Origin of the sequence: Microcoleus sp. B3-D2, from assembly GCF_036705345.1 — a bacterium.
Classification (GTDB): domain Bacteria; phylum Cyanobacteriota; class Cyanobacteriia; order Cyanobacteriales; family Microcoleaceae; genus Microcoleus.
Window position 1 is genome coordinate 149,110 of the sequence record NZ_JAUBUG010000002.1, and the last position, 21,047, is coordinate 170,156.

Annotated in this window: 6 protein-coding genes; 2 read left to right on the forward strand and 4 right to left on the reverse strand. The window is 48.9% G+C overall.

What is annotated here, in order from left to right; genetic code table 11:
- Positions 1-193: 193 nt before the first annotated feature.
- The gene (locus QUB14_RS01630) at positions 194-1,522 is read right to left on the reverse strand and encodes an AMIN domain-containing protein (protein ID WP_333214432.1); all 1,329 of its coding nucleotides are present in this window, start codon (positions 1,520-1,522) and stop codon (positions 194-196) included.
- A 90-nt stretch (positions 1,523-1,612) separates the two neighbouring features.
- Here QUB14_RS01630 and QUB14_RS01635 point away from each other — a divergent pair, with 90 nt between their 5' ends.
- The gene (locus QUB14_RS01635; protein ID WP_333214434.1) at positions 1,613-2,170 is read left to right on the forward strand and encodes an NUDIX hydrolase; all 558 of its coding nucleotides are present in this window, start codon (positions 1,613-1,615) and stop codon (positions 2,168-2,170) included.
- Positions 2,171-2,217: 47 nt separating this feature from the next.
- Here QUB14_RS01635 and QUB14_RS01640 read toward each other — a convergent pair whose 3' ends face one another.
- The 3 genes from QUB14_RS01640 to ppsA all read right to left on the reverse strand — a co-directional run bounded on the left by QUB14_RS01640 (position 2,218) and on the right by ppsA (position 13,762).
- Positions 2,218-9,216, reverse strand: coding sequence for a DUF4347 domain-containing protein (locus tag QUB14_RS01640; protein ID WP_333214436.1), 6,999 nt, complete (start codon positions 9,214-9,216; stop codon positions 2,218-2,220).
- A 1,302-nt stretch (positions 9,217-10,518) separates the two neighbouring features.
- Positions 10,519-10,839 (reverse strand): DUF6464 family protein, encoded by a 321-nt coding sequence (locus QUB14_RS01645; RefSeq protein ID WP_333214438.1) that lies wholly within the window; start codon positions 10,837-10,839, stop codon positions 10,519-10,521.
- Positions 10,840-11,284: 445 nt separating this feature from the next.
- Entirely contained in the window at positions 11,285-13,762 is a 2,478-nt protein-coding gene (ppsA, locus tag QUB14_RS01650) for a phosphoenolpyruvate synthase (protein WP_333214440.1), read from the reverse strand.
- A 770-nt stretch (positions 13,763-14,532) separates the two neighbouring features.
- Here ppsA and QUB14_RS01655 point away from each other — a divergent pair.
- The gene (locus QUB14_RS01655) at positions 14,533-21,027 is read left to right on the forward strand and encodes a PAS domain S-box protein (protein WP_333214442.1); all 6,495 of its coding nucleotides are present in this window, start codon (positions 14,533-14,535) and stop codon (positions 21,025-21,027) included.
- The last annotated feature ends 20 nt before the right edge of the window (positions 21,028-21,047 follow it).

Here is a 21,047-nt window from a genome sequence, read left to right on the forward strand (position 1 = left end):
ATATAGCGGTTTTCAGTTGAGTCAATTTCAGATATGGGGTAGGGACTTAGGCTTGGCTTAAGTCCCTACTTTACTTCAGAGAATGGAAAACTGCTCTAAGTAAATATAGAACGAAGAGGTTCGAGCGAAGAAGAAAGTCTTGCTTCTTCCTTCTTCCTTCTTCCCTCTTCCTTCTTCCCTCTTCCTTCTTCCTTCAAAAACCAAACTGGGGGAAATCTTCCGTTAACTGAACTTGCAAAATTTGACCGGGTTGAATCGTAGCCGGTTGAGGAGCAGCCACGTAAGTGGTAGCAACACCACCTGCTGCTCCAACCAACAAACCGATGCCGGAAAAGCCGCTCAGCAAGAACAAAGCTAAGCCACCAATACCAGTATTTCGCAACAAACTGCGATCGGAAGGCTGAGCTCGTCGGCCTCCCACGGGTTCCGAGCGAGCCAAGAGAGGAATATTGCGACCGTTGAGACTAATAGCTTCGACCACAAATCGACTGCCGAGGTTGGTTGTTTCAAACCGACCGATGACTGGCGTATTAGCAGGTACGATCGTATTACCGCGACTGTCGAGAATTCCCCCTTGCAGCAGCAGCACTTCCTGTGGGCTGGGCTTCGCTTGCAGCCGCAAAGCCCGATCGCCCGGGTATAGCAAACTTAGCTCCGTGCCCGCCGGCAACAAGACATTCGCCCCAGCCGCAGCCTGCAAAGGAGCATTCGATCGTCCGCGAGGAAGTGGTTCACCAAAGGTAAGCGTCCGCTGCTGGGTTGCAGCAGCAGCGGTTATTTGAGGCTCTAGGCGGGGTAGAGCAGCAGCTTGTACTCGACGGCGTTCCTCAAGGCGAACATTGACTAAAGGCACTCTTAGCGGTCGTATTTGGTCATTTGGAGTTGGTGGCGGCGAAGAATTTGTAGCGGGATTCCGGGAAATAGGAGATTCAGGTCGATCGACCTCTGTGGCAGCAGTTGAGTTGGAATCTGTCGGCGACTGGTTTTGCGGTACTTGTATTGCAGGCTGGGGTTGAGTTCCGGGAGTTTCCACGCTCCGAGTCGGTTCGATCGAAGGGCGTAACACCCAGCGATTTTCTACCCCAATTCTTTGGAATTGAACTTTCCCCCCGCTAAAACCGACTCCGGGAGCCAAATTGACCAGAATTCTCGCCCTTCCCGGTTGAACTTGACTAACCCCCACAGAACGCACTGTGCCTTCTGGGTATAGCTGAGTTGCATCTACTCCGATGTCCGTATTGGGCAAATCCACAGCAATCTGACTGGGATTTAGTAGAGAATACTGGGGCGTCATTCCCTCTGGAAGAGTAATTTCTAGCTGATTTGTCGCCGGATCGAATTTCCAACTTGTGAGTGTAGAAGCATTTGCTGGTTCCAGTGTTGCCGGCACCGTCGCAACTGCGGCGACCACTGCTAGACTCAGACTCAGTGACTCGATCGCAAACAATCCCGCTGGTAGAGAATTAACAGTCAATTTTTGTAAGTCTTCCCCAAATCTGGTGAGTAATTTTTTATATGGCATGGTGGCTGGGTGAAGTTTTTGATCGGAAATAGATTATGGATGGGAAATTTGTGCCTTCGGATGACGCTGAAAGTTTAGCATTATGGCGATATGAAAAATTTAACTAAATGGAAATTATTGCGATCGCGCTTCGTTCTTAACAACCAGTGGTGTCAGGTTAGACAAGATGAAATAGAATTGCCAAGCGGACAAATTATAGACGACTTTTTTGTTAATGTCCGACCCAATATCGCCCTCGTATTTGCCACGACAGAGCAGCAAGAACTTGTATTAGTGCGCCAATACAGGCACGGAGTAGGCGAAATTTTGCTGGAACTGCCTGCTGGATCTTTCAACCCTGCTGAAGAGAGCGGGAAATCGGCAGCAACCAGGGAACTTGCCGAAGAAACGGGATATGTTGCTGAAGAAATTGTGGAACTAGCAACCTTATATGATAACCCTGTAAAAGACACCAATTCTATCTACCTATACTTTGCTAAAAAGGTCAAGCTTGCCACCAAAACACAATTAGATATTACAGAAGATATTGAAGTAGTTTTAGTCCCCATTGCTGAACTTTTGGGGAAAATAAAAAACCGAGAAATTTGTGTAGCCGGAAGCATCGCAGCTATTTTTTTAGGACTGGATTTTTTGAATAAACAGCGGTAAGGTGCTGTGTGAATGAAACCTTACACGCTGTTTACGGCGCTTTGGTATTAACGAGAAAGACTCAGAAAATCCCGAGAAGTCAGAGAATTATTAGCCCCAAAAACCTGAGCCAAAACCTGACCAGTCTCCGCAACTTGCAGCAGTGTGGCATTCGCCGTAAAGTTAATTTGCAAAGCCTCAAAACTAAAGCCACCAGCCAGGACAAACTTATCAGTTCCTACATCAAAATTGAGCACAGTATCCATACCGCTATTAGCGCTTAACACAAACTGATCGTTCCCCATACCCCCAATCAAAGTATCATCTCCCCCATCACCAAACAGCCAGTCATCCCCAACACCCCCATTGAGAATATCGCTATCTTTCCCTCCGTAAATCGTGTCATTACCATCATCACCGTTGAGAGTATCTTGACCTTCATTGGCGTATAACAGGTCATCGCCGCTGCCACCGTTGATGCAGTCTTGCTGCCCGTCTTCACCCACAGCGCCTCGCAGATTTTCCCCGCGATCGCCACTAATGGTATCGTTACCCTGATCGCCGCACAAAATATCGCTGCCGGAGTCGCCGTAGATCGAGTCATCGCCAGCATCTCCCTGTACTACATCGTCATCCTTGCCTCCACGAAGGGTATCGTTACCAGAACCCCCACTCAAAGAGTCGGAACTTTCACCACCATTGAGAAAGTCATTGCCATCTCCCCCAAACAGCAAGTCGCGGCCGTTGGCATCCCACACTAACTGGTTTTGCAAGCCACCGTAAAGCGAGTCGTCTCCCTCATCGCCGACAATGGTATCGGAACCGAGTTCGCCCCAAATCCGGTCGCTGTCTTTGCCACCGTAAATTAAGTCATTACCTTTGCCGGCAAAAATGCTGTCGTTACCGCTGCCGCCGCCGATAATGTCGCCGGTGTCGTTGCCGAAAATTAAGTCGGCTTCTTCGGTGGCAATTGTGCTGCCTTGTTGAGTGCCGTAGTCACCGAGTATGGTGTCGGAACCTTGATTGCCGTAGAGAGTATCCGAGTCAGTTTCGCCAAAAATGCGATCGCCCCCTTTGCCGGAAAACACCAAATCCCGGCCGTTGCCACCCAGCAAGGTGTCGTCTTGTTCTTGGCTGTTAAGTACGTCGTTGCCATTGCCTCCCAACAGCAAATCGAAGCCGTCGGGGTCACTGTCTAGGGAGTTGAGTACGCCACCAAACAAAGAGTCGTCTCCGTTATCGCCGGAAAGGGTGTCCGGGCCCTTGTCACCCCAAATCAGGTCGTTGTCGATGCCACCGTAGGCGATGTCAGGGCCTTTGCCGGAGTAAATCGTGTCATTGCCTTGAGTGCCTGCAATGGCGTCGCTTGAAGACCCGCCGAAAATCAGGTCGCCGTCGTTGTCGGTTAAGTCGATGTTGTTGCCGTTGTCGCCGACTATGGTGTCGGCACCGCGATCGCCGTACAATCTGTCTCCATTGCGATCGCCAAAAATGCGATCGTCTTGTTTGCCGCCAAATACGGCATCGTTGTCTTTGCCGCCGTAAACGATGTCGTCGCCCCTACCGGCGGCGATGAAGTCTCGCTGTTGGTCGGCGTAAACGATATCGCTGCCGCCTTCACCTAACACTGTGTCGTCGCCGCGAAATGAGAGAAACAGTTGGTTAGTTTCGTTTCCTGTTAAGGAATCGTTTCGGGGAGTGCCTCTCATCGTGTTTTGGATGTCGATGAGTTGGGCGGCGTTGGAGTCGAAGTTGAGTATGGGCGAAGGCTGGGGTTGGATAAATGTGAAGTTCGGTGGCCCTTTCAAGGGGTCGCAACCGCAACCGGTATCGGGTTCGGGTACTCGGTTGAATATAGGGGGTGGTTCTGGGGCGGGTTCCGGCGCTGGTGTTGGCGCGGGTGTTGGTGTTGGTTCCGGCGCGGGTGTTGGTTCCGGCGCGGGTGTTGGTTCCGGCGCGGGTGTTGGTATTGGTGTTGGTTCCGGCGCGGGTGTTGGTATTGGTGTTGGTTCCGGCGCGGGTGTTGGAGTTGGTTCCGGCGCGGGTGTTGGTATTGGTTCCGGCGCGGGTGTCGGTTCCGGTTCTGGGACGGGTGTCGGTTCCGGTTCTGGGACGGGTGTCGGTATCGGGGCGGGTGTCGGCGTAGGCGCGGGTGTCGGCGTCGGTTCTGGGACGGGTATCGGTTCCGGTTCTGGGACGGGTGTTGGTTCTGGCGCGGGTGTCGGCGTCGGCGCGGGTGTCGGCGTCGGCGTTGGTTCCGGTTCTGGGACGGGTGTTGGTTCTGGCGCGGGTGTCGGTATCGGCGCGGGTGTCGGCGTCGGTAGCGATTCTTTAAGGGGAATGAGAGAGACAGTGGCGACTGCGGCACTGGTGGCGCCGAGGTTGTCTGTAGCGCTGTAGGTGAAGTTTGCCCCTGTGAAATTGCCGGACGCCTGGAAGAACAACTCGGTAATTTGCTCGGCTGTCAGGCTTTGGCCTGCCGTGACCCGCACTCCCTGGCTGGGGTCGCCCAAGAACAGCGTGCCTTCATTGGCTGGCGGCAAGGTGTTTACGGTAAAGGAAACCACTGTACCGTCGGGGTCGGTTCCTCCGAGTCCGGGGATGTTCACGGTTCTTCCCAGCAACACAGCGACGCTGGTGTTGTTGGCGATGGGTGGCTGGTCGGTGGGAGGTAATAGTGCTAGCAGGGAGGCTGTAGCAGGGACTGGACTGATGGCGCCCCGGCTGTCTGTGGCGCTGTAGGTAAAGTTGGTGGCTGCGAATTCGCTGGTTGCTTGGAAGAATAGCTGGCTGATTTGAGCTGTGCTGAGTCTTTGACCTGCCGTGACCCGGATTCCCTGGCTGGGGTCGCCCAAGAACAGGACGCCTTGATTTGCCGCTGGCAGGGTGTTGATAGTGAAGAATTCGATCGAGTCGTCGGGGTCTTTGGCCGTCAGCCCTGTGAGGTTGACGGTGCTGTTTGGCGCCAGGGTCTTGCTGAAGTTTGTGGGTACCGGCGGGTAGTTGAACGCCAGCGACACCAGAGAAACTGTGGCAGCAGGACTGCTGCCACCGAGATTGTCCTTGCTGGTGTAGCTAAAGTTTGCCCCTGTAAAATTGCCGGCCGACTGGAAGAATAACTGCGTCATTTGCTCGGCTGTCAGGGTTTGACCAGCCGTGACGGCGACTCCCCCCGTTGCGGGGTCGCCCAAGAACAAGAGGCCTTGATTTGCCGGCGGCAGGGTGCTGATGGTGAATGTAACCACTGTGCCGTCTGAGTCTCTGCCTCCGAGCCCGCTAATTTGGACAACGCTGTTGGGCGCTAGCGCAGCGTTGCTACTGTTGGCTGATGGAAGTTTGTTGGGTGTTGCCTGCGCGCTGATGGCGGTGGTGACAGTGGCTCTGGACTCGGAACCGTTGTTATTGCTGGGTTCGGGGTCAAAAGTGGTCGATCGGCTCTGGGAAGTATTGCTAATGGTACCCGTCGCTGGAACGACTACTGTTACCTCGCGGTTGATATTGCTGCCGCTAGTCAAACTGGGAATTGTTGGGAAGGTGACAACCCCTGTCACCGGGTCGTAAGTGCCGTTATCGGATGCGCTGACTCCCGTTAAACCGGGAATGATGCTGTCTGTAATCACTACGTTTTCAGCAGCATTCGGCCCATTGTTGGCGGTAGTTATAGTATAAGTTACGGAACTACCAGCAGGAGCAGATGTGAGACCGCTTTTGGACGTAACCAGGTCGGCCACAGGATCGATCGAGGTGGTGACTCGGCCCCCCGCCTCACCGGGCACTGCGACTGTCGAACCGTTGTTGTTCGTTAAGTCCGGGTCTGGAGTGTCCGACCGGCTTAATACAATGTTGGTGATGCTCGTCAGGGTAGGCGGGGGTACAAAAATTAGGCGGCGGGTGACACTGCTGCCGCTGGCTAAAGTCGCGATCGCTGGGAACTCGATCGCCCCTGTGGTTGGATTATAGGTTCCGCCATCGGATACGGTGACTCCCGTTAAGCCGGGAATCAGGCTGTCGGTGATGACTACGTTGGTCGCGGGACTCGGCCCGTTGTTGGTAGTAGTAATTGTATAAAGGAGCGTGTCGCCCACCTTGATGCTGGGCGGAGCCGTTTTTTGGGTGACAACATCGGCCACAGCATCGATCGAGGTAGTGACGGTGGCGTTGGGGTTTGTACCGTTGTTGTTGGCCGGAGTGGAGTCGGGAGTGATGGAGGTACTTCTTGCCGTGTTGCTGATGGAAGTTAGGGTGGGCGGTACTGTGAAGCCGATCGTCCGGGTGACAGTCTCCGCATTGGCGATTGCCACGGGGGCGAAGGTGACAATGCCTGTCGCTGGATCGTAAACGCCGCCGTTAGATGCCGTGACTCCGGTTAACCCGGGAACTATACTGTCAGTGATGGTTACAGCTTCTGCAGGACTCGGCCCTAAGTTGACTGTGGCGATCGTATAGCTGACCGAGCTACCGGCAGTAGCACTCGTAGAGCCGGTTTTGGTGGTTGCGAGGTCGGCGTTGGGTGCAATACTGGTCGTAACCGTAGAGTTAGTGGGAGTGCCGTCTTTGTTGGTTGCCGAGCCGTTGTTGTTAGTGAGGATCGGATCGAAAGTCGCGGCGCTACTTCGGGCCGTGTTGCTGATGTCGGTACGGGTGGCTGGGGCGATGAAACTGATGGTGCGGGTCGCAGTAGCCGCATTTGCCAGCGCCGTCAGTGCTGGGAAGGTGACAATGCCGGAAACTGCGTCGTAAGTGCCGCCGTCCGAGACGGTGACTCCTGTCAAACCCGGAATAATGCTGTCAGTGATGGTCACGTTGGCAGCGGGGTCGGGCCCCCTGTTAGTCGTAGTCAGCGTGTAGGCGACGCTTGACCCGGCCGAGGTGGTCACAGGGCCACTTTTGGTAGTAACTAAATCCGCGACTGTATCGACAACTGTGGTAAGGACTACACCAGGCGCCTCGATTTGCCCTGGCGCGAGTACACCGCTGTTGTTGCTGAGGTCGGGGTCGAAAGTCGAGCTAGTGCTGAATGCAACGTTGGCAAAACTGCTACCGCTGGTTAAACCGGGCGGCAACTCAATTGTCAGGGTGTAAGTCACAGTCTCGCCGGCATTGAGAACCGGAATTAACGGCCAGGTGACAGCCTTGGTTTGGTTCACGTAAGTGCCGTTGTTGGAGGCACTGAGAATCGGCGGCAATCCGCCCGGACGCAGCAGTTCTAAAGGTATTTCGTCTTGAATCAGGACGTTTGTAGCGGGCGCTGGCCCCTTGTTTACTGTAGTAATCGTGTAGGTAATGCTGCCTTCGGACTTGACGAACTGCGGGCCGGTCTTGATAGTGGCAACCTCAGCGGCGATACTGGGAGGATTGATAGTTTCAACTACCACGTTTTGAAGTTCGTGAATGTTGTTGGCGCCTCCGGTGGAACTGCCAAAACCAAATTTGAAAAGTGGCGGTACTGGGCCGTTTTCGGTGGCCAAGTTGGGGATGTCGATCAATGTAGTTTCGTAGATGTCGTCGAAATTTTCATCGAAAGCAACGGTGAGGCGAGAGGGATTCACCGGATCGTTAGATGGATTCAGCGTAATTTGAACGGATCTTTTGGCTAAATTGCGATCGCTCGTGAACGTATTGCTGAAGTTAAAACTGCTGCCGGGTTCAGGGCCACTAAAGTCAATGCTCGTAGGAATGTTATCGATGCCGAAGGGAACGATCGCATTTGTTAAAAACTTATAACCTTCTGCTTGATTTCCTCTAACCGTTACTGAATCAGGTCTGAAAGAACCAATAGAGGAGCCGGGAATCGGAGGTGGCTCCGGGCCGGAGCGCCCTTCTGTGGATGTTGAAAAATTGCCAAACTCGTCAAGCCCAATGCCTAAATAACCTCCCTCAATACCGGGTATATTCGTTCGTGGAGCGTAGGCCAGAGAACCGCCATAACCCCCAGTCCTGGTTGGGCTAACAGTGCCGTCAATCAAGAAGAAACCCAGCCCGTCCCCTGGCTGAGGGCTAATAGAGGGGCCCTGAGCATTAAATTGCTGGCTTGAACCGTAAGAATAAAAATCAAACTGGACTCTGAGACCGTCTGTTGAAGGAATGGGGTTGTTGTAGATGACAAAGGCTTCCCGAAGGTTTACTGCTGGAGTTAATTGCAGAGCGCCATCGCCGGGACTCGAACCGCCCAAAGCCGGAAGTACGCCGGATACTGTGCCTCCGGTAATGCCGGGGATACGTTGATTGGCTGCTGGAACCCCGCTGGTGGGATTGAACAGTGCCCCGTTGTTTCCCCCGTAAATCCAAGGCCCCCTAACTGTGGAGTTTTTGAAAGTTTCGTTAACTAATGTGCCGAGGGCGTAAGGGTAGGCTTCGAGCACTTCTTTTCCAATGGCGATTCTCGCTTTTATTTCCCCGGTCGCAAATTTTAATTGCCAGTCGCCGCCGAGTGCGGCACTGCCCGTCAAGTTGTCGGAAGCGGCAATATCTGCACCGACCATCAAGCTCAGCCGCCGCACGAAGGCCTCGCCACTTTCCCCCGCTGCGACGCTGCAGCCGAATAACAAGATATCTCCTCTCTCGCTGAGGGCTTTTCCCCACTGGTGTAACAAATGGCTGTAGGTTTCTAAGTTGTCGTTGCAGAGTTCGATCGACCCTAGCTGCACCCCCGCTTCTCGACCGTGAGAAACTATCTGAAGGCTGTCTAAATCGCTGTAATTAGCCAAAATTCTAGTAATTTGCTCGACTCCATCCCGCGTCGAGTCCAGTACAAATACCTCTGTATCGGCTGTTGATCCTCTTGCCAAGCTGTCGCCGTTCTGTACTCTGGCATCGAGGAACAGTACATTTTTTAGAGTCCGGGCGCCCACAGACTCGGTTGCTCGCAAAAATTCTCTGTGGGGATGCCCAATTCTGATGTCGCCACGAAGTTTCTGGGACAGGAAACACTCCTCTGTTTTTACTTGTTTTATTGGTTTTTTCTGATGATAAGTTGCTGTTGATTGGGAGTTAGCGCCCGCAATCCTTGCGGTGGAGTCACATATTTTGGGGGCGATAAAAATTGGTTTGTTGCAGATGCTTTGCATGGTCAAATTGCCTCACGGATTGTAGATGATGTACCCATTTCCCGATGATCATTATCACCTATTGAAAAGGTTTAATTGCAGAGTAAGAGGCTCTGCTGCTTGACTCGGAGCAAGAGCAAAAAGCGAATTTTACTCAGCACAAAGCAGTGCTATATTGATATTTGATAGCATTGCCAATATCGCCTGCAGAAGCGCTGAGGATTTGGGGGTTAAATCCCCATAATCTCTCTATCGGGTGATATTTTGCCTTCGGCTTTTTTCTTTTCTGTTAGCGAGTGTATCTGTTACACGCTTATCTCTTACATAGCGCAGTAGATAATAACACGAGTTCTCAAAAATTGCCTTAATGAGGTTTTCTGTACATCGTCTAATGCACTTTAATCTGCAGAGAAAATTCACTATTTCTAGATGTATAAACCTGGTTTGAGGGACGAAAAGACTTCTTTGCAGCCCTCGCTCCCGGTAAACAACTAGGTTTCTTTGGTTTTGGTGTGCAAGCCCTGTTCACAATAGCAACCAGACATTAATTAGGGAGTTATAGCCGTGACATAATTATGGCGGCCGTGCCCGAAGTGTTATTCAACTGAGATCTTGTACCATTCTCAATAAGCCTTCTATGGGGGGTTCTCCTGCCCAGCCCATAAGAAAATTCACTTGTTGTGAAACAGGCCGGAAAGCCTATTCTTGAAAATGGTGCAACATATGAGATTCAATTGAAATTGGCATACCCTGTATCGACGAAGCGTCTTAAAAATTCATGACTGGGAGTCTGGAGATAGCAATCTAGGTTTGAGACTGTTTCGCTACGATCGCAAAAACAGATTAGTGCCGCCCACAAGCAACTTCTCAAGTTGCCAACTTAGAGTCTTCGAGCTGGTTTCTGTTTAGGATAAATGCTCGGGACAATGTTTCGTGCAGAATTTTTCATGATGTTTTGGAGAAACTGATTTGGAGATCTGCACCTCAGCTACTTACGATTTTTGTTGGCTAATTTTCTTAACTGCAGGAGTTACCCCCCGAAGACTAAAAACCCAATTTATTTCTAGGTTTCTCGCCCCCCAACCAAAATTTATCATCTAAACTTGGTTTCTGATCGTAAATCCTCAACTAGAAAAACACCGATCGCAATCCGCCAGTTATGGCAACTGTAACCAAGCAATAATGCTCGATTAGGTTTTAATGGCTTAGTTTTGGCGTGGGTCGTCCAAAACAAGCTCCAACAAGAATCATTACACGTAAGTATATATTAACTCATTGATTATTAAATCCCCAAATAGGCATAGAGACAAGCATCAATATAAGCTATATCTTTTCACCGCGAACGTCAAGTGTTCTGGCTTGGTAGTACCGACAATCTTGACAGGGCCCTGAAGGATTGACAGCGCAGCGAATGTAATTAGAGCGGGCGTTATACTCGCAAGTGATATCGCCGATCGGATAACCGAGACCTTGTATGTAAGTGCGATCGGCAGTTGCTAGTGGAGTTCGCAGGGATCTATTGGCTACCGCAAGTCTGGCCGCTGCAATTCTGTCGCGAGCTTGTCCCTGGGCAGAGCGCATCACCCACAAAGACAGCAGCGAGGGAGCTAAACCTATGAAAATAATCAGGAGAGCAGTTAGCACTTTTTCAGAGCTTATGTGGAGAATATTTGTTTTAATTTAGGCGATCGGCAAGAGAAAATCATTCCCGAAAAGACGGTTTTAAATCACAAAAGTTCCGAGCCAAGTCTCAAACTATTAAACCGTTAACCGTTTGCTGGCTCGTGAGGAGGGCGCGAGCTGTTGGCGCCACTTTCTCCGTAAAGCGCATCGCCACGGCCCAACAAAGCCAGAAGCCCAGGTAGGGTGTGATATTATGTTCAGTCAATTAGCCGCAATCGAATAGGTTTGTAGTGACGACTGCAAGTCCTGATAAAAATCAGAGGACTTGGATTCATCACTACAAACGCGAGATCGGTTATTTTACAGGACTAGATATGAGAAACCGGGTCGAGTTCAAAAACAACCAAGTCAGAACATGGGGCAGCTATTCTTTGAGAAACCCGGTTGCTCTCAAAAACCCAAACGGTTAAACCTTAGCAACATCCCCCGCTAAATCCATCAACGAACCCGCACCTTCCACCTTAGCAACATCTAACAAAGTCTTCAAAACCGAATCGGGATTCAAACTAATCGAATCAATTCCCAACTCAACTAAGAAACGAGCAAACTCAGGATAATCGCTGGGCGCTTGACCGCAAATCCCAATCTTGCGGCCGTACTTCTTAGCGGCTTTAATAGCAATTTCTACCATTCGCTTGACAGCTTCATTCCGTTCGTCAAAAATGTGCGCGACTAAAGCAGAATCCCGGTCTAATCCTAATGTTAGCTGAGTTAAATCGTTAGAGCCGATCGAGAATCCGTCAAAAACTTGGGCAAATTCGTCAGCAAATATGACATTGCTCGGCAATTCGCACATCACATAAACTTGCAAGCCGTTCTCGCCCTTAACTAAACCGTGTTTTGCCATCTCGGCTAACACTTTTCGCCCTTCATCCGGGGTGCGACAAAATGGAATCATCGGAATCACATTTGTCAAGCCCATTTCGTCGCGAACTCGCTTTAATGCTTTGCATTCTAAAGCGTAAGCTTCGCGGTAATTTGGGTCGTAATAGCGAGAGGCGCCACGCCACCCGATCATCGGGTTTTCTTCCTTGGGTTCAAACTGCCGCCCTCCCAAAAGATTAGCATATTCGTTGCTCTTGAAATCGCTCATCCGCACGATAACTGGATTTGGATAAAATGCGGCGGCAATTGTGGCAATCCCGTGGGCGAGTTTGTCGGTGAAGAAATCGGGTTTGTGTTGGTAAAGTGCTGTCAGTTCTGCAATTTCTTCTTTGACTGATTCATCCACCAATTCGTCAAAGTGAATCAGTGCCAGCGGGTGTGCTTTAATGTGATTGGCAATGATGAATTCCAACCGCGCTAAGCCTACGCCGTCGCAAGGAATCGCTGATAAACCAAACGCTTCTTCTGGGTTCCCGACATTCATTAAAATTTGAGTGCGGGTGCGGGGTAAATTCTCGATCGCGGTTTCTTGAATTTCAAAAGGAAGCAAACCGGCATAAACTTTGCCTTCGTCTCCTTCCGAACAAGAAACAGTGATTTCTTGCCCGTTTTTTAAGATTTGGGTGGCATCGCCAGTGCCGACAATGGCGGGAATTCCCATTTCTCTGGCGATGATGGCGGCGTGACAAGTGCGGCCACCGGAATTGGTGACGATCGCACTTGCTTTTTTCATAATCGGTTCCCAATCCGGGTCTGTTTTGTTGGTAACTAAAACTTCTCCTGATTGAAATTCAGCGATTCTGTGCACATCTAAAATCACGCGGGCTTTGCCTTGTCCGATTGATTCGCCAACGGCGCGTCCTTTTGCTAAAACTGCACTGGTGCCTTGCAATTTGTAGTTTCGCAAAATTTTAGCAGACTTTTGAGATTGTACTGTTTCGGGTCGCGCTTGCACAATAAACAATTCGCCCGTATTGCCGTCTTTTGCCCACTCAATGTCCATCGGGGTATAAGTTCCGCGCACTTTAGAGTAGTGTTCTTCGATCAATACGGCCCATTTTGCTAGTTGCAGAATTTCATCATCTTGTATAGCAAATTTATTTTTTTCTGCTGCGATCACGGAGACGTTTTTGGTGTATTTAGAACCGCCGATATCGTACACCATTTTGAGGGTTTTGCTGCCGAGACGTTTGTCTAAAATCGGACGAAAACCTTGTTTTAAGGTTGGTTTAAAGACGAAGTATTCGTCGGGGTTGACGGTGCCTTGGACGACGTTTTCGCCTAATCCGTAGGCGGCGGTTACTAATACGGCGTTTTTGAATCCGGTTTCGGTGTCGATGCTGAACATGACGCCGGAGGATGCTAAGTCCGATCGCACCATTTTTTGGACGCCGACTGATAGGGCGACTTCAAAGTGGTCGAATCCCCGCTGTTGGCGGTAGGAAATCGCGCGATCTGTGAATATGGAAGCAAAGCATTTGTGACAGCATTCGAGGACGCCAGCGCAAGCTTGGACGTTGAGGTAGGTTTCTTGCTGTCCCGCGAAACTGGCGTCGGGTAAGTCTTCGGCGGTGGCGGAGGAACGCACTGCTACGTCTGTACTATCGCCGTAGCGATCGCACAATTTTTCGTAAGCATCCGCGATCGCCGCTTGGAGTTCTCGCGGAAATGGTGTGTCGAGAATCAGTGCCCGCGCTTGCTTGCCTTTTTGTCGCAGGTTCTGCAGATCTTCTACGTCTAAATCGGCAAAAATTTCGCGCAATTTAGCTTCTAAACCCGCTGACTGGATGAAGTACCGGTAAGCGTATGCTGTAGTTGCAAATCCGTTGGGAACTCTAACTCCTTGGGGGCTTAACTGTTGAATCATTTCGCCCAAAGAAGCATTTTTTCCCCCTACTAATGGGATGTCGGCGATGCCGACTTCATCAAACAACAATACTAAGGCTTTTTCTTTGGGAATTAAACCGGGTTTTTGTTCAATTGCTAAATTGTCGAGCATTGCTTTTTTCCTCTCAACTTCAGCTCATTTCGGTCAAAAAACAGTAAACAAAAGACAGTTTATTGGGAATTGTAATTTTGTTACAAAAATTCTCAATTTTTTTCCTAGGCTGTATCAACCGAATTTTCGATTGCCTCTATTTCAAGACTATCACTTTTTGGCTAAATAGCAAGGCCTGTGGAGATGTTTTATTTGATTGCAAAAAGTAAAGAAATTGCAGTAATGAGTTTATGTAAGGTATTATAAAAGAAGTGGTAAAAATATGAATAGCGAAGATAGTTCCCACGGCTTTTTTGGCGTTGAGCGCTCATAGGTGTGGGGATATAGCTTGGATTGTGTTGGTAGCGGAATCCAAGGGCAACAAAGGGTGGGGTTCGATCGCGCGATCGGCTGACTCCGCCCAAAAACGGATACTGACTTTCCGACAGCAGCCGTGAGTCACCCAAAATTTTAGGTTCTAGTTCAACTTCCCCGATTCATCTGTGGACTAAATCTAAAATCTAAAATCTAAAATCGACTGACCGGGGTGCTAGCAAAAAAAACACAACACCCAGCAGCTTAGTTTTTTCCTAAAACCGAGATCCTAAAAACCGTAAAATTTTAGCCTCTGATTGCGTGGATTTACTTAGAGCAAAAAAACAGTGGCATAGAGTGGATTGTAATTGTTGAACCAAAGAGTTTTTAACTTGGAGTGGCGGGATTTGGGGCGAGGGAATTATTTATATGCTATAATAGTTAGCTCGACTGCCTTATGACAAAGAACAAGGTATATGATATCAGTTTTGAGCCCCGGCGCAAAGCGAAACGGCTTTAAAGTTCTTCTCGTCGAAGACAATCAAGCCGAAGCCGATCTTATCGAAGAATTATTATTAGAAACAAATATCAGCCGAGCCGAGCCTCAAAGGCTGTCAGTAAGCTGTACAGACCGCCTCAGCAAAGCGCAACAACTTTTGGTCGGCGAACATTTTGATGTGATTTTACTAGACCTTTCGCTGCCCGACAGCCAAGACTTAAGTACAATTGTCAAAATACAAGAATACAGCCTAAATACTCCGATTGTCGTACTGACGGCCCGCAACGATGAAGAACTTGCCGTGCAGTCAATTCAAGCCGGAGCTCAGGATTATCTAGTCAAGCGAAACATCGACAGCGAAGTGTTAATTCGATCGCTCCGCTACGCAGTCGAGCGCCAGCACAACCAAGAAGCTTTGCGAAAAAGCGAAGAAAAATATCGCTCGGTAGTCGAGAATTCTCTCGTCGGAATTGCCATTATTGCTCCTCCAATTTCCCCATCAGAACCCGAAAAATGCAAGTGCTTGGAAGTTAACGATGCTTTGTGCGAGTTGCTGGGGTATGATCGCCAAGAGTTTTTGCACAACAATTGGGCTCAGTGGGGTTTTCCTGATGACTTGCAGGCTAGCTTACAGCCGTTAAAAAAAGTTTTAGCCGGGGAAAGCGAAGGCTATGTTTTAGACAAAAGGTGGCGTCGAAAAGACGGAGAAACAGTTTACACTAGAGTTTCTCTGCGCTGTATTCGCGGCCGGGACGGCTCGATCGACCGGATGATTAAAGTAGTCTTGGATGTGAGCGATCGCTACCGTTACGAAGCTCAATTAAAAGCATCAGAAGAGTTTTTAAATCACACGATTAATTCTACTCCTGACCCGATTTTTGTCAAAGATGAGCAGCACAGATGGATCGTTTTAAACGATGCTTTTTGCAATTTGATAGGAAAAAGGCGATCGGAACTGATTGGCAAGTCAGGATACGATTTTTTCCCCCCAGCTCAAGCGGCTTTTTTTTGGCAACAAGACGAGCAAGTATTGCAAAGAAGTATTTCTCAGGAAACGGAAGAAAATTTTACCGATAGTCAGGGAAACAAACGCATTATATCTACCAAAAAAACCGTTTTTAACAAAGCGGACGGTCGTAAAATGTTGGTCGGAACAATGCGAGATGTTACCGAATACAAACGCCAGCAAATCGCGTTGCAGGAAAGCGAAGCTCGATTTCAAATAATGACCGACAACGTGCCGGGAATGATTTATCAATATCGGCTTTATGCAAATGGTAAAACATCTTTTACTTACGTTTCTTCGGGCAGTTGGCACATATATAATTTAAAACCAGAAGAAATAGAAGAAAATGCCACTTTGGCTTTTGCAACAGTTCACCCAGACGACATCTCAGACTTGCAGCGTTCGATCGCAACTTCAGCGGCGACTCAGCAAGCTTGGCAACACCAATGGCGGCAAGTTATGGGAGATCGAGTGAAATGGCTGCAAGGCGCGTCCCAGCCAGAAAAGCAAGCCAACGGCGATATAGTTTGGGACGGTTTGGTGATGGATGTTACGGAATTAAAACAAACCCAGCAAGACCGCGATCGATTTTTTAATCTCTCCCTTGATTTACTTTGCATTGCAGGTTTTGATGGCTATTTCAAACGCTTAAACCCCGCTTGGTCGAATTTATTAGGTTATACCAGTAAAGAAATCTTAGCCAAACCTTTGATAGAATTCGTCCATCCAGAAGACCTAGAGTTTACTGTAGCGGAATTAGAAAAACTTAAAAAAAGCCACCCTGTTATTAGCTTAGAAAACCGCTATCTTTGCCAAGATGGTACTTATAAGTGGCTGTCGTGGACAGCATCGCCGTTTGCAGAAGAAGGTTTGATTTATGCAGTGGCTCGCGACGTTACATTTAGCAAGCAAGCTGAAGCTGAATTGCGTAAGAGCGAAGCCACCAACCGCGCTCTTTTAAATGCGATACCAGACATGATATTTCGCTGTCGGGCAGACGGCACTTTTGTAGACTTCAAACCTGCCAAAGATTTCGAGAATATCCTACCACAAAAAGCACTGATTGGTAAAAAAGCACAAGACATATTGCCGACTGCTTTTGCTGAAAAAATATTGTCTGGCAATCTAAAAGCGAGCGACAATGGCGAGCTTCAAGTCGTAGAATATCAAATGCCAGTTAATGGTGAACTGTACGATTTTGAAGCGAGAATTGTCTTCTGCACGGAGGACGAAATTATCGCGATCGTCCGCGATATCACTCAACGCAAACGCTCTGAGTCAGTCCTCCAGAGGCAAGCAGCAGCCATGGCCCAAGCTTCCGAAGGTATCGCCATATTCAGTGCCGACAAAGAGGTGATTTATTGCAACGCAGCCCGAGTAAAAATCTACGGTTACGACTCTCTCGAAGAAATCTTAGGTAAAAGTTGGAAAACATTCTACCAAGGTGCAGAGCTGCAAAGGTTCGAGCAAGAAGTCCTGCCGACTTTAGTGCAGAAAGGTTCTTACAGCACCGAAGCAGTAGGATGCCGTCGCGACCGCTCGGAAGTCCCTATAGATGTCTCGCTGACAATGCTGCCCGCCGGGGAAATCATTTGCATTGTTCGCGATATTTCCCAAAGAAAAAAAACAGAAGCAGCACTGCGGGAAAGCCAGCGGTTCGCTCAACAAATTGCTGGAGCAAGTCCTAATATGTTGTATGTTTATGACTTAATAGAACAAAAAAATATCTATGCGAACGCTTCTATATACCGCATTCTCGGCTATACAGTAGAGGAGATTCAGGCAATCGGGCCGTGGATGATGTCAACTTTAATTCACCCGGAAGATTCAATCAAAATACCTGATTATTTACAGCAAGTCGAAACTGGTGCGGAAGGGGATATCTTTGAAATTGAATACAGAATTAGGCACAAGGATGGTTTTTGGCGCTGGATTGTCAGCCGAGATACTGTATTTGCAAAAACAGCAGATGGTAAGTTAAAACAAATTCTCGGCACGGGAACTGATATTACAGAAAGCAAGCAAGCAGAAGATGAAATAAAGCTGTTGCTGGCAGCAACTCAAGCCATTAGTCAGTCTGCAGATTTTCACAGCGCCCTCCCACATATCCTGCGGTTGCTGTGCAATGCGATCGGCTGGAATTTTGCGGAAGCTTGGATACCGACTGCTAATGGTACTTTTTTGGAACACAGCGAAACTTGGTACGCTAGCGATCGCGATTTAGATACGTTCGGCCGCGAAAGTAGAAAAATTAGATTCGCCGCCGGAGTGTCAGTACCTGGACGGATTTGGTCAACCAGAAATGTAGAATGGATTGAAGATATTTCTTTAGCCAAAAATCATCTTTTTGCCCGATCGCAAATGGCGGCATCAGTCGGATTGAAAGCTTGTTTCGGAGTGCCAATTCACGCTAGCTCAAAGGTGCTGGCAGTTTTAGTATTCTGCAAGCGCGACCGCTCGATTATGGAACCGCGTATTGTAGAGTTGGTTAAGGCTGTAGCGACTCAGTTGGGCGATCATATTCAGCGCAAACAAGCCGAAGAAGAATTGCGTAAAAGTGAAGAACGCTGGCAGTTAGTTCTCAAAGGCAATCAAGACGGAATTTGGGATCTGAATCTTCAAACAAATGAAGCTTTTCGATCAGCCCGCTGGCAAGAAATTATCGGTTACACAGACGGCGAAATGGACAGCACCTACAGCGCATGGATCGATCGCATCCATCCAGACGATCGCTCACGAGTGCAAGCAGCGATCCAAGGTTATCTCGATCGCCAAACCCCCCATTACGCCGCGGAATACCGCTTGCAGTGCAAAGACGGTAGCTATAAGTGGGTGCTCGCCCGCGCTCAAGCAGTGTGGGACGAAGCCGGAAACCCTCTGCGGATGGTGGGTTCGATGACGGATATCAGCCATCGCAAAGCAGCAGAATTAGCTTTACTGCAGGTCACTCAAGCCGTCGAAAGTACCAGCGATGCGATCGTGATCGCCGACTTGAAAGGGCGATCTATTTACCACAATCAAGCCTTCATTCAGCGCTACGGCTACACGGTGGAAGAACTCAATGATATTGGCGATATAACCGCGCTTTACGTCCGGCATAAAAATTACAAACAAATTTATAAAAGCCTTCGCCAAGGTCGCTCGTGGTGTGGCGAAGTGGCCATGCGAGCTAAGAGCTACGAAGCAGTAACTGCTCTCGTGCGAGCCGACAGTATTCAAGATAGTAATGGTAATTACATCGGCTTAATTGGAGTAATTACTGATATCACAAAACGCAAAGAATCAGAAGTAATTTTGCGCCAAAAGTTAAGGCGGGAACACTTGGTAGTAGCCATGCTAGAACGCATTAGATCTTCTCTCAATCTTGAAGAAATTCTTACCAAAAGTGTCGAAGAAGTGCGGCAGTTTTTGCAAGTAGACCGTACTATTATTTACCAATTCAATCCGGAGTGGAGCGGATTTATCGCTGTCGAGTCGGTTGCCGAAAATGTCCGACCAATTGTAGGAACGGAAATTTATGACCCCTGTTTTGGGGCAGCCTACGTTCCTCTTTACCTAGACGGCAGAATTAGAGCCACAGAAGATGTTTGCAATGCCGGCCTGGCCGACTGCCACTTGGCTTTGTTGACTCGGCTCGATGTGAGAGCGAATCTGGTAGTGCCGATTTTGCAAGGCGAAAACTTGTGGGGGCTGTTAATTGCCCACCACTGCACGGGCCCGCGTCCCTGGCAGCAATTCGAGGGAGAGTGCCTAAAACAATTGGGGGTGCAGTTGGCGATCGCCATTCAACAATCGACGCTATTTGAACAAGCACAAACCGAAATTGCCGATCGCAAACTTGCAGAAGCCGCCCTGCAATTAGCTAAAGAAGCCGCCGAATCCGCCAACCGCGCTAAAAGCGACTTTCTCGCCAACATGAGCCACGAATTGCGGACGCCTTTGAACGGGATTTTGGGATACATTCAACTGCTCAAAGTCGATAAAAACTTTACCGCAGATCAGCAGGAAAGTCTTAACAACATTCACCAGTGCGGCAATCACCTGCTGATGCTGATTAATGATGTTTTAGACCTCTCAAAAATCGAAGCTAGTAAAATGGAGCTGTCGCTGACCAACCTGCATTTTTCCAGTTTTGTTAAAAGTATTATTGATTTGTTCAAGATGCGCTCTGCTCAAAAAGGAATTGCCTTTAATTACGAGCAGGTTTCAGCGCTCCCAGAGGGCATTTTGGCAGACGAAAAAAGGTTGCGTCAAGTTTTGATTAATTTGCTCAGCAATGCCGTTAAGTTTACGAACAGCGGCAGCGTTACATTCAAAGTCGGTTATGCAGCAAATTTCCCCGATAATTATCCTCAAACCAACTGCGAAACTTCTAATTTGGCAGCGGAAATTGGCACTCAAAGGATCGATTTGACCGCGAATTTAGACGCGCAGCAAATGTCGCTCCCGCCGCTGGGAACAAAAGAAGCGCGCGAGGTGATAACAGCAGATAAGACCGGCGATCGTGCCCCTACGCCTACAATTCGCTTTCAAATCGAAGATACCGGCATTGGCATCGGGCAGAATAAATTAGAAGAAATATTTTTGCCTTTTCATCAAGTGGGCGATCATAACAATTTCGTCGAAGGTACTGGACTGGGACTTTCCATCAGCCAAAAATTAGTCAAAATGATGGGCAGCCAAATTCGCGTCCAAAGTACCCCCGGCAAAGGCAGCATATTTTGGTTGGATCTAGACTTGCCAGCAGTCGCCCACTGTTCGGAACTCCCCTCCCGGCAACAAAAAAGGCAGCTTGTAGGTTTTATCGGCGCCCAGCGGAAAGTGCTAATAGTGGACGATCACGAAGTAAATCGCGCCATGTTGCACAGGCTGCTTTTTCATTTAGGCTTTGAAATTGCAGAAGCTACAGACGGCGAAGACTGCTTGCACAAAGCACAGGAATTTCTACCGGATATAATTTTAATGGATTTGCTGATGCCCGTAATGAACGGTTGGGAAGCTACCAGGCGGCTGCGACAGTTGCCGGAATTAAAAGATACGGTTATCCTCGCTTTGTCCGCTAACGTTTACGAGACTACCAAGCAAGAGAGTATACTTGCAGGTTGCGATAATTTTCTCACCAAGCCGATTCAAACTAACGAGCTTTTAGAATTATTGCGCCTGCATTTGAGACTAGAATGGGTTTACGAAGAAAGAGCACAAAGCAAAAAGCGGAGCGATCAAACTGCAAAAGCCTGTTCTGAGATTGCTGCTGCTGACTCAACGATGGTGTCTCCTGCCTCAGAGTCAGTCTTGGCGTTGTTAAGATTGGCTGCAATGGGCGATATTGAAGCTATTCTGGAAGAAACTGCTAAACTCGAACATTCTGACGCGACATTAGTGCCTTTCGTTCATCACCTGCGCCAACTTGCTAAAGGATTTCAGCTCAAGCAAATTCGAGATTTTTTGAAGCAACATTTGTCCTAAAATTGACGGTAGCTAACAGA

Bases quoted from the DNA above. Each gene is read 5' to 3' on its own strand.
- QUB14_RS01630 (WP_333214432.1), bottom strand. From the start codon at position 1,522: ATGCCATATAAAAAATTACTCACCAGATTTGGGGAAGACTTACAAAAA.
- QUB14_RS01635 (WP_333214434.1), top strand. From the start codon at position 1,613: ATGAAAAATTTAACTAAATGGAAATTATTGCGATCGCGCTTCGTTCTT.
- QUB14_RS01640 (WP_333214436.1), bottom strand. From the start codon at position 9,216: ATGCAAAGCATCTGCAACAAACCAATTTTTATCGCCCCCAAAATATGT.
- ppsA (WP_333214440.1), bottom strand. From the start codon at position 13,762: ATGCTCGACAATTTAGCAATTGAACAAAAACCCGGTTTAATTCCCAAA.
- QUB14_RS01655 (WP_333214442.1), top strand. From the start codon at position 14,533: ATGATATCAGTTTTGAGCCCCGGCGCAAAGCGAAACGGCTTTAAAGTT.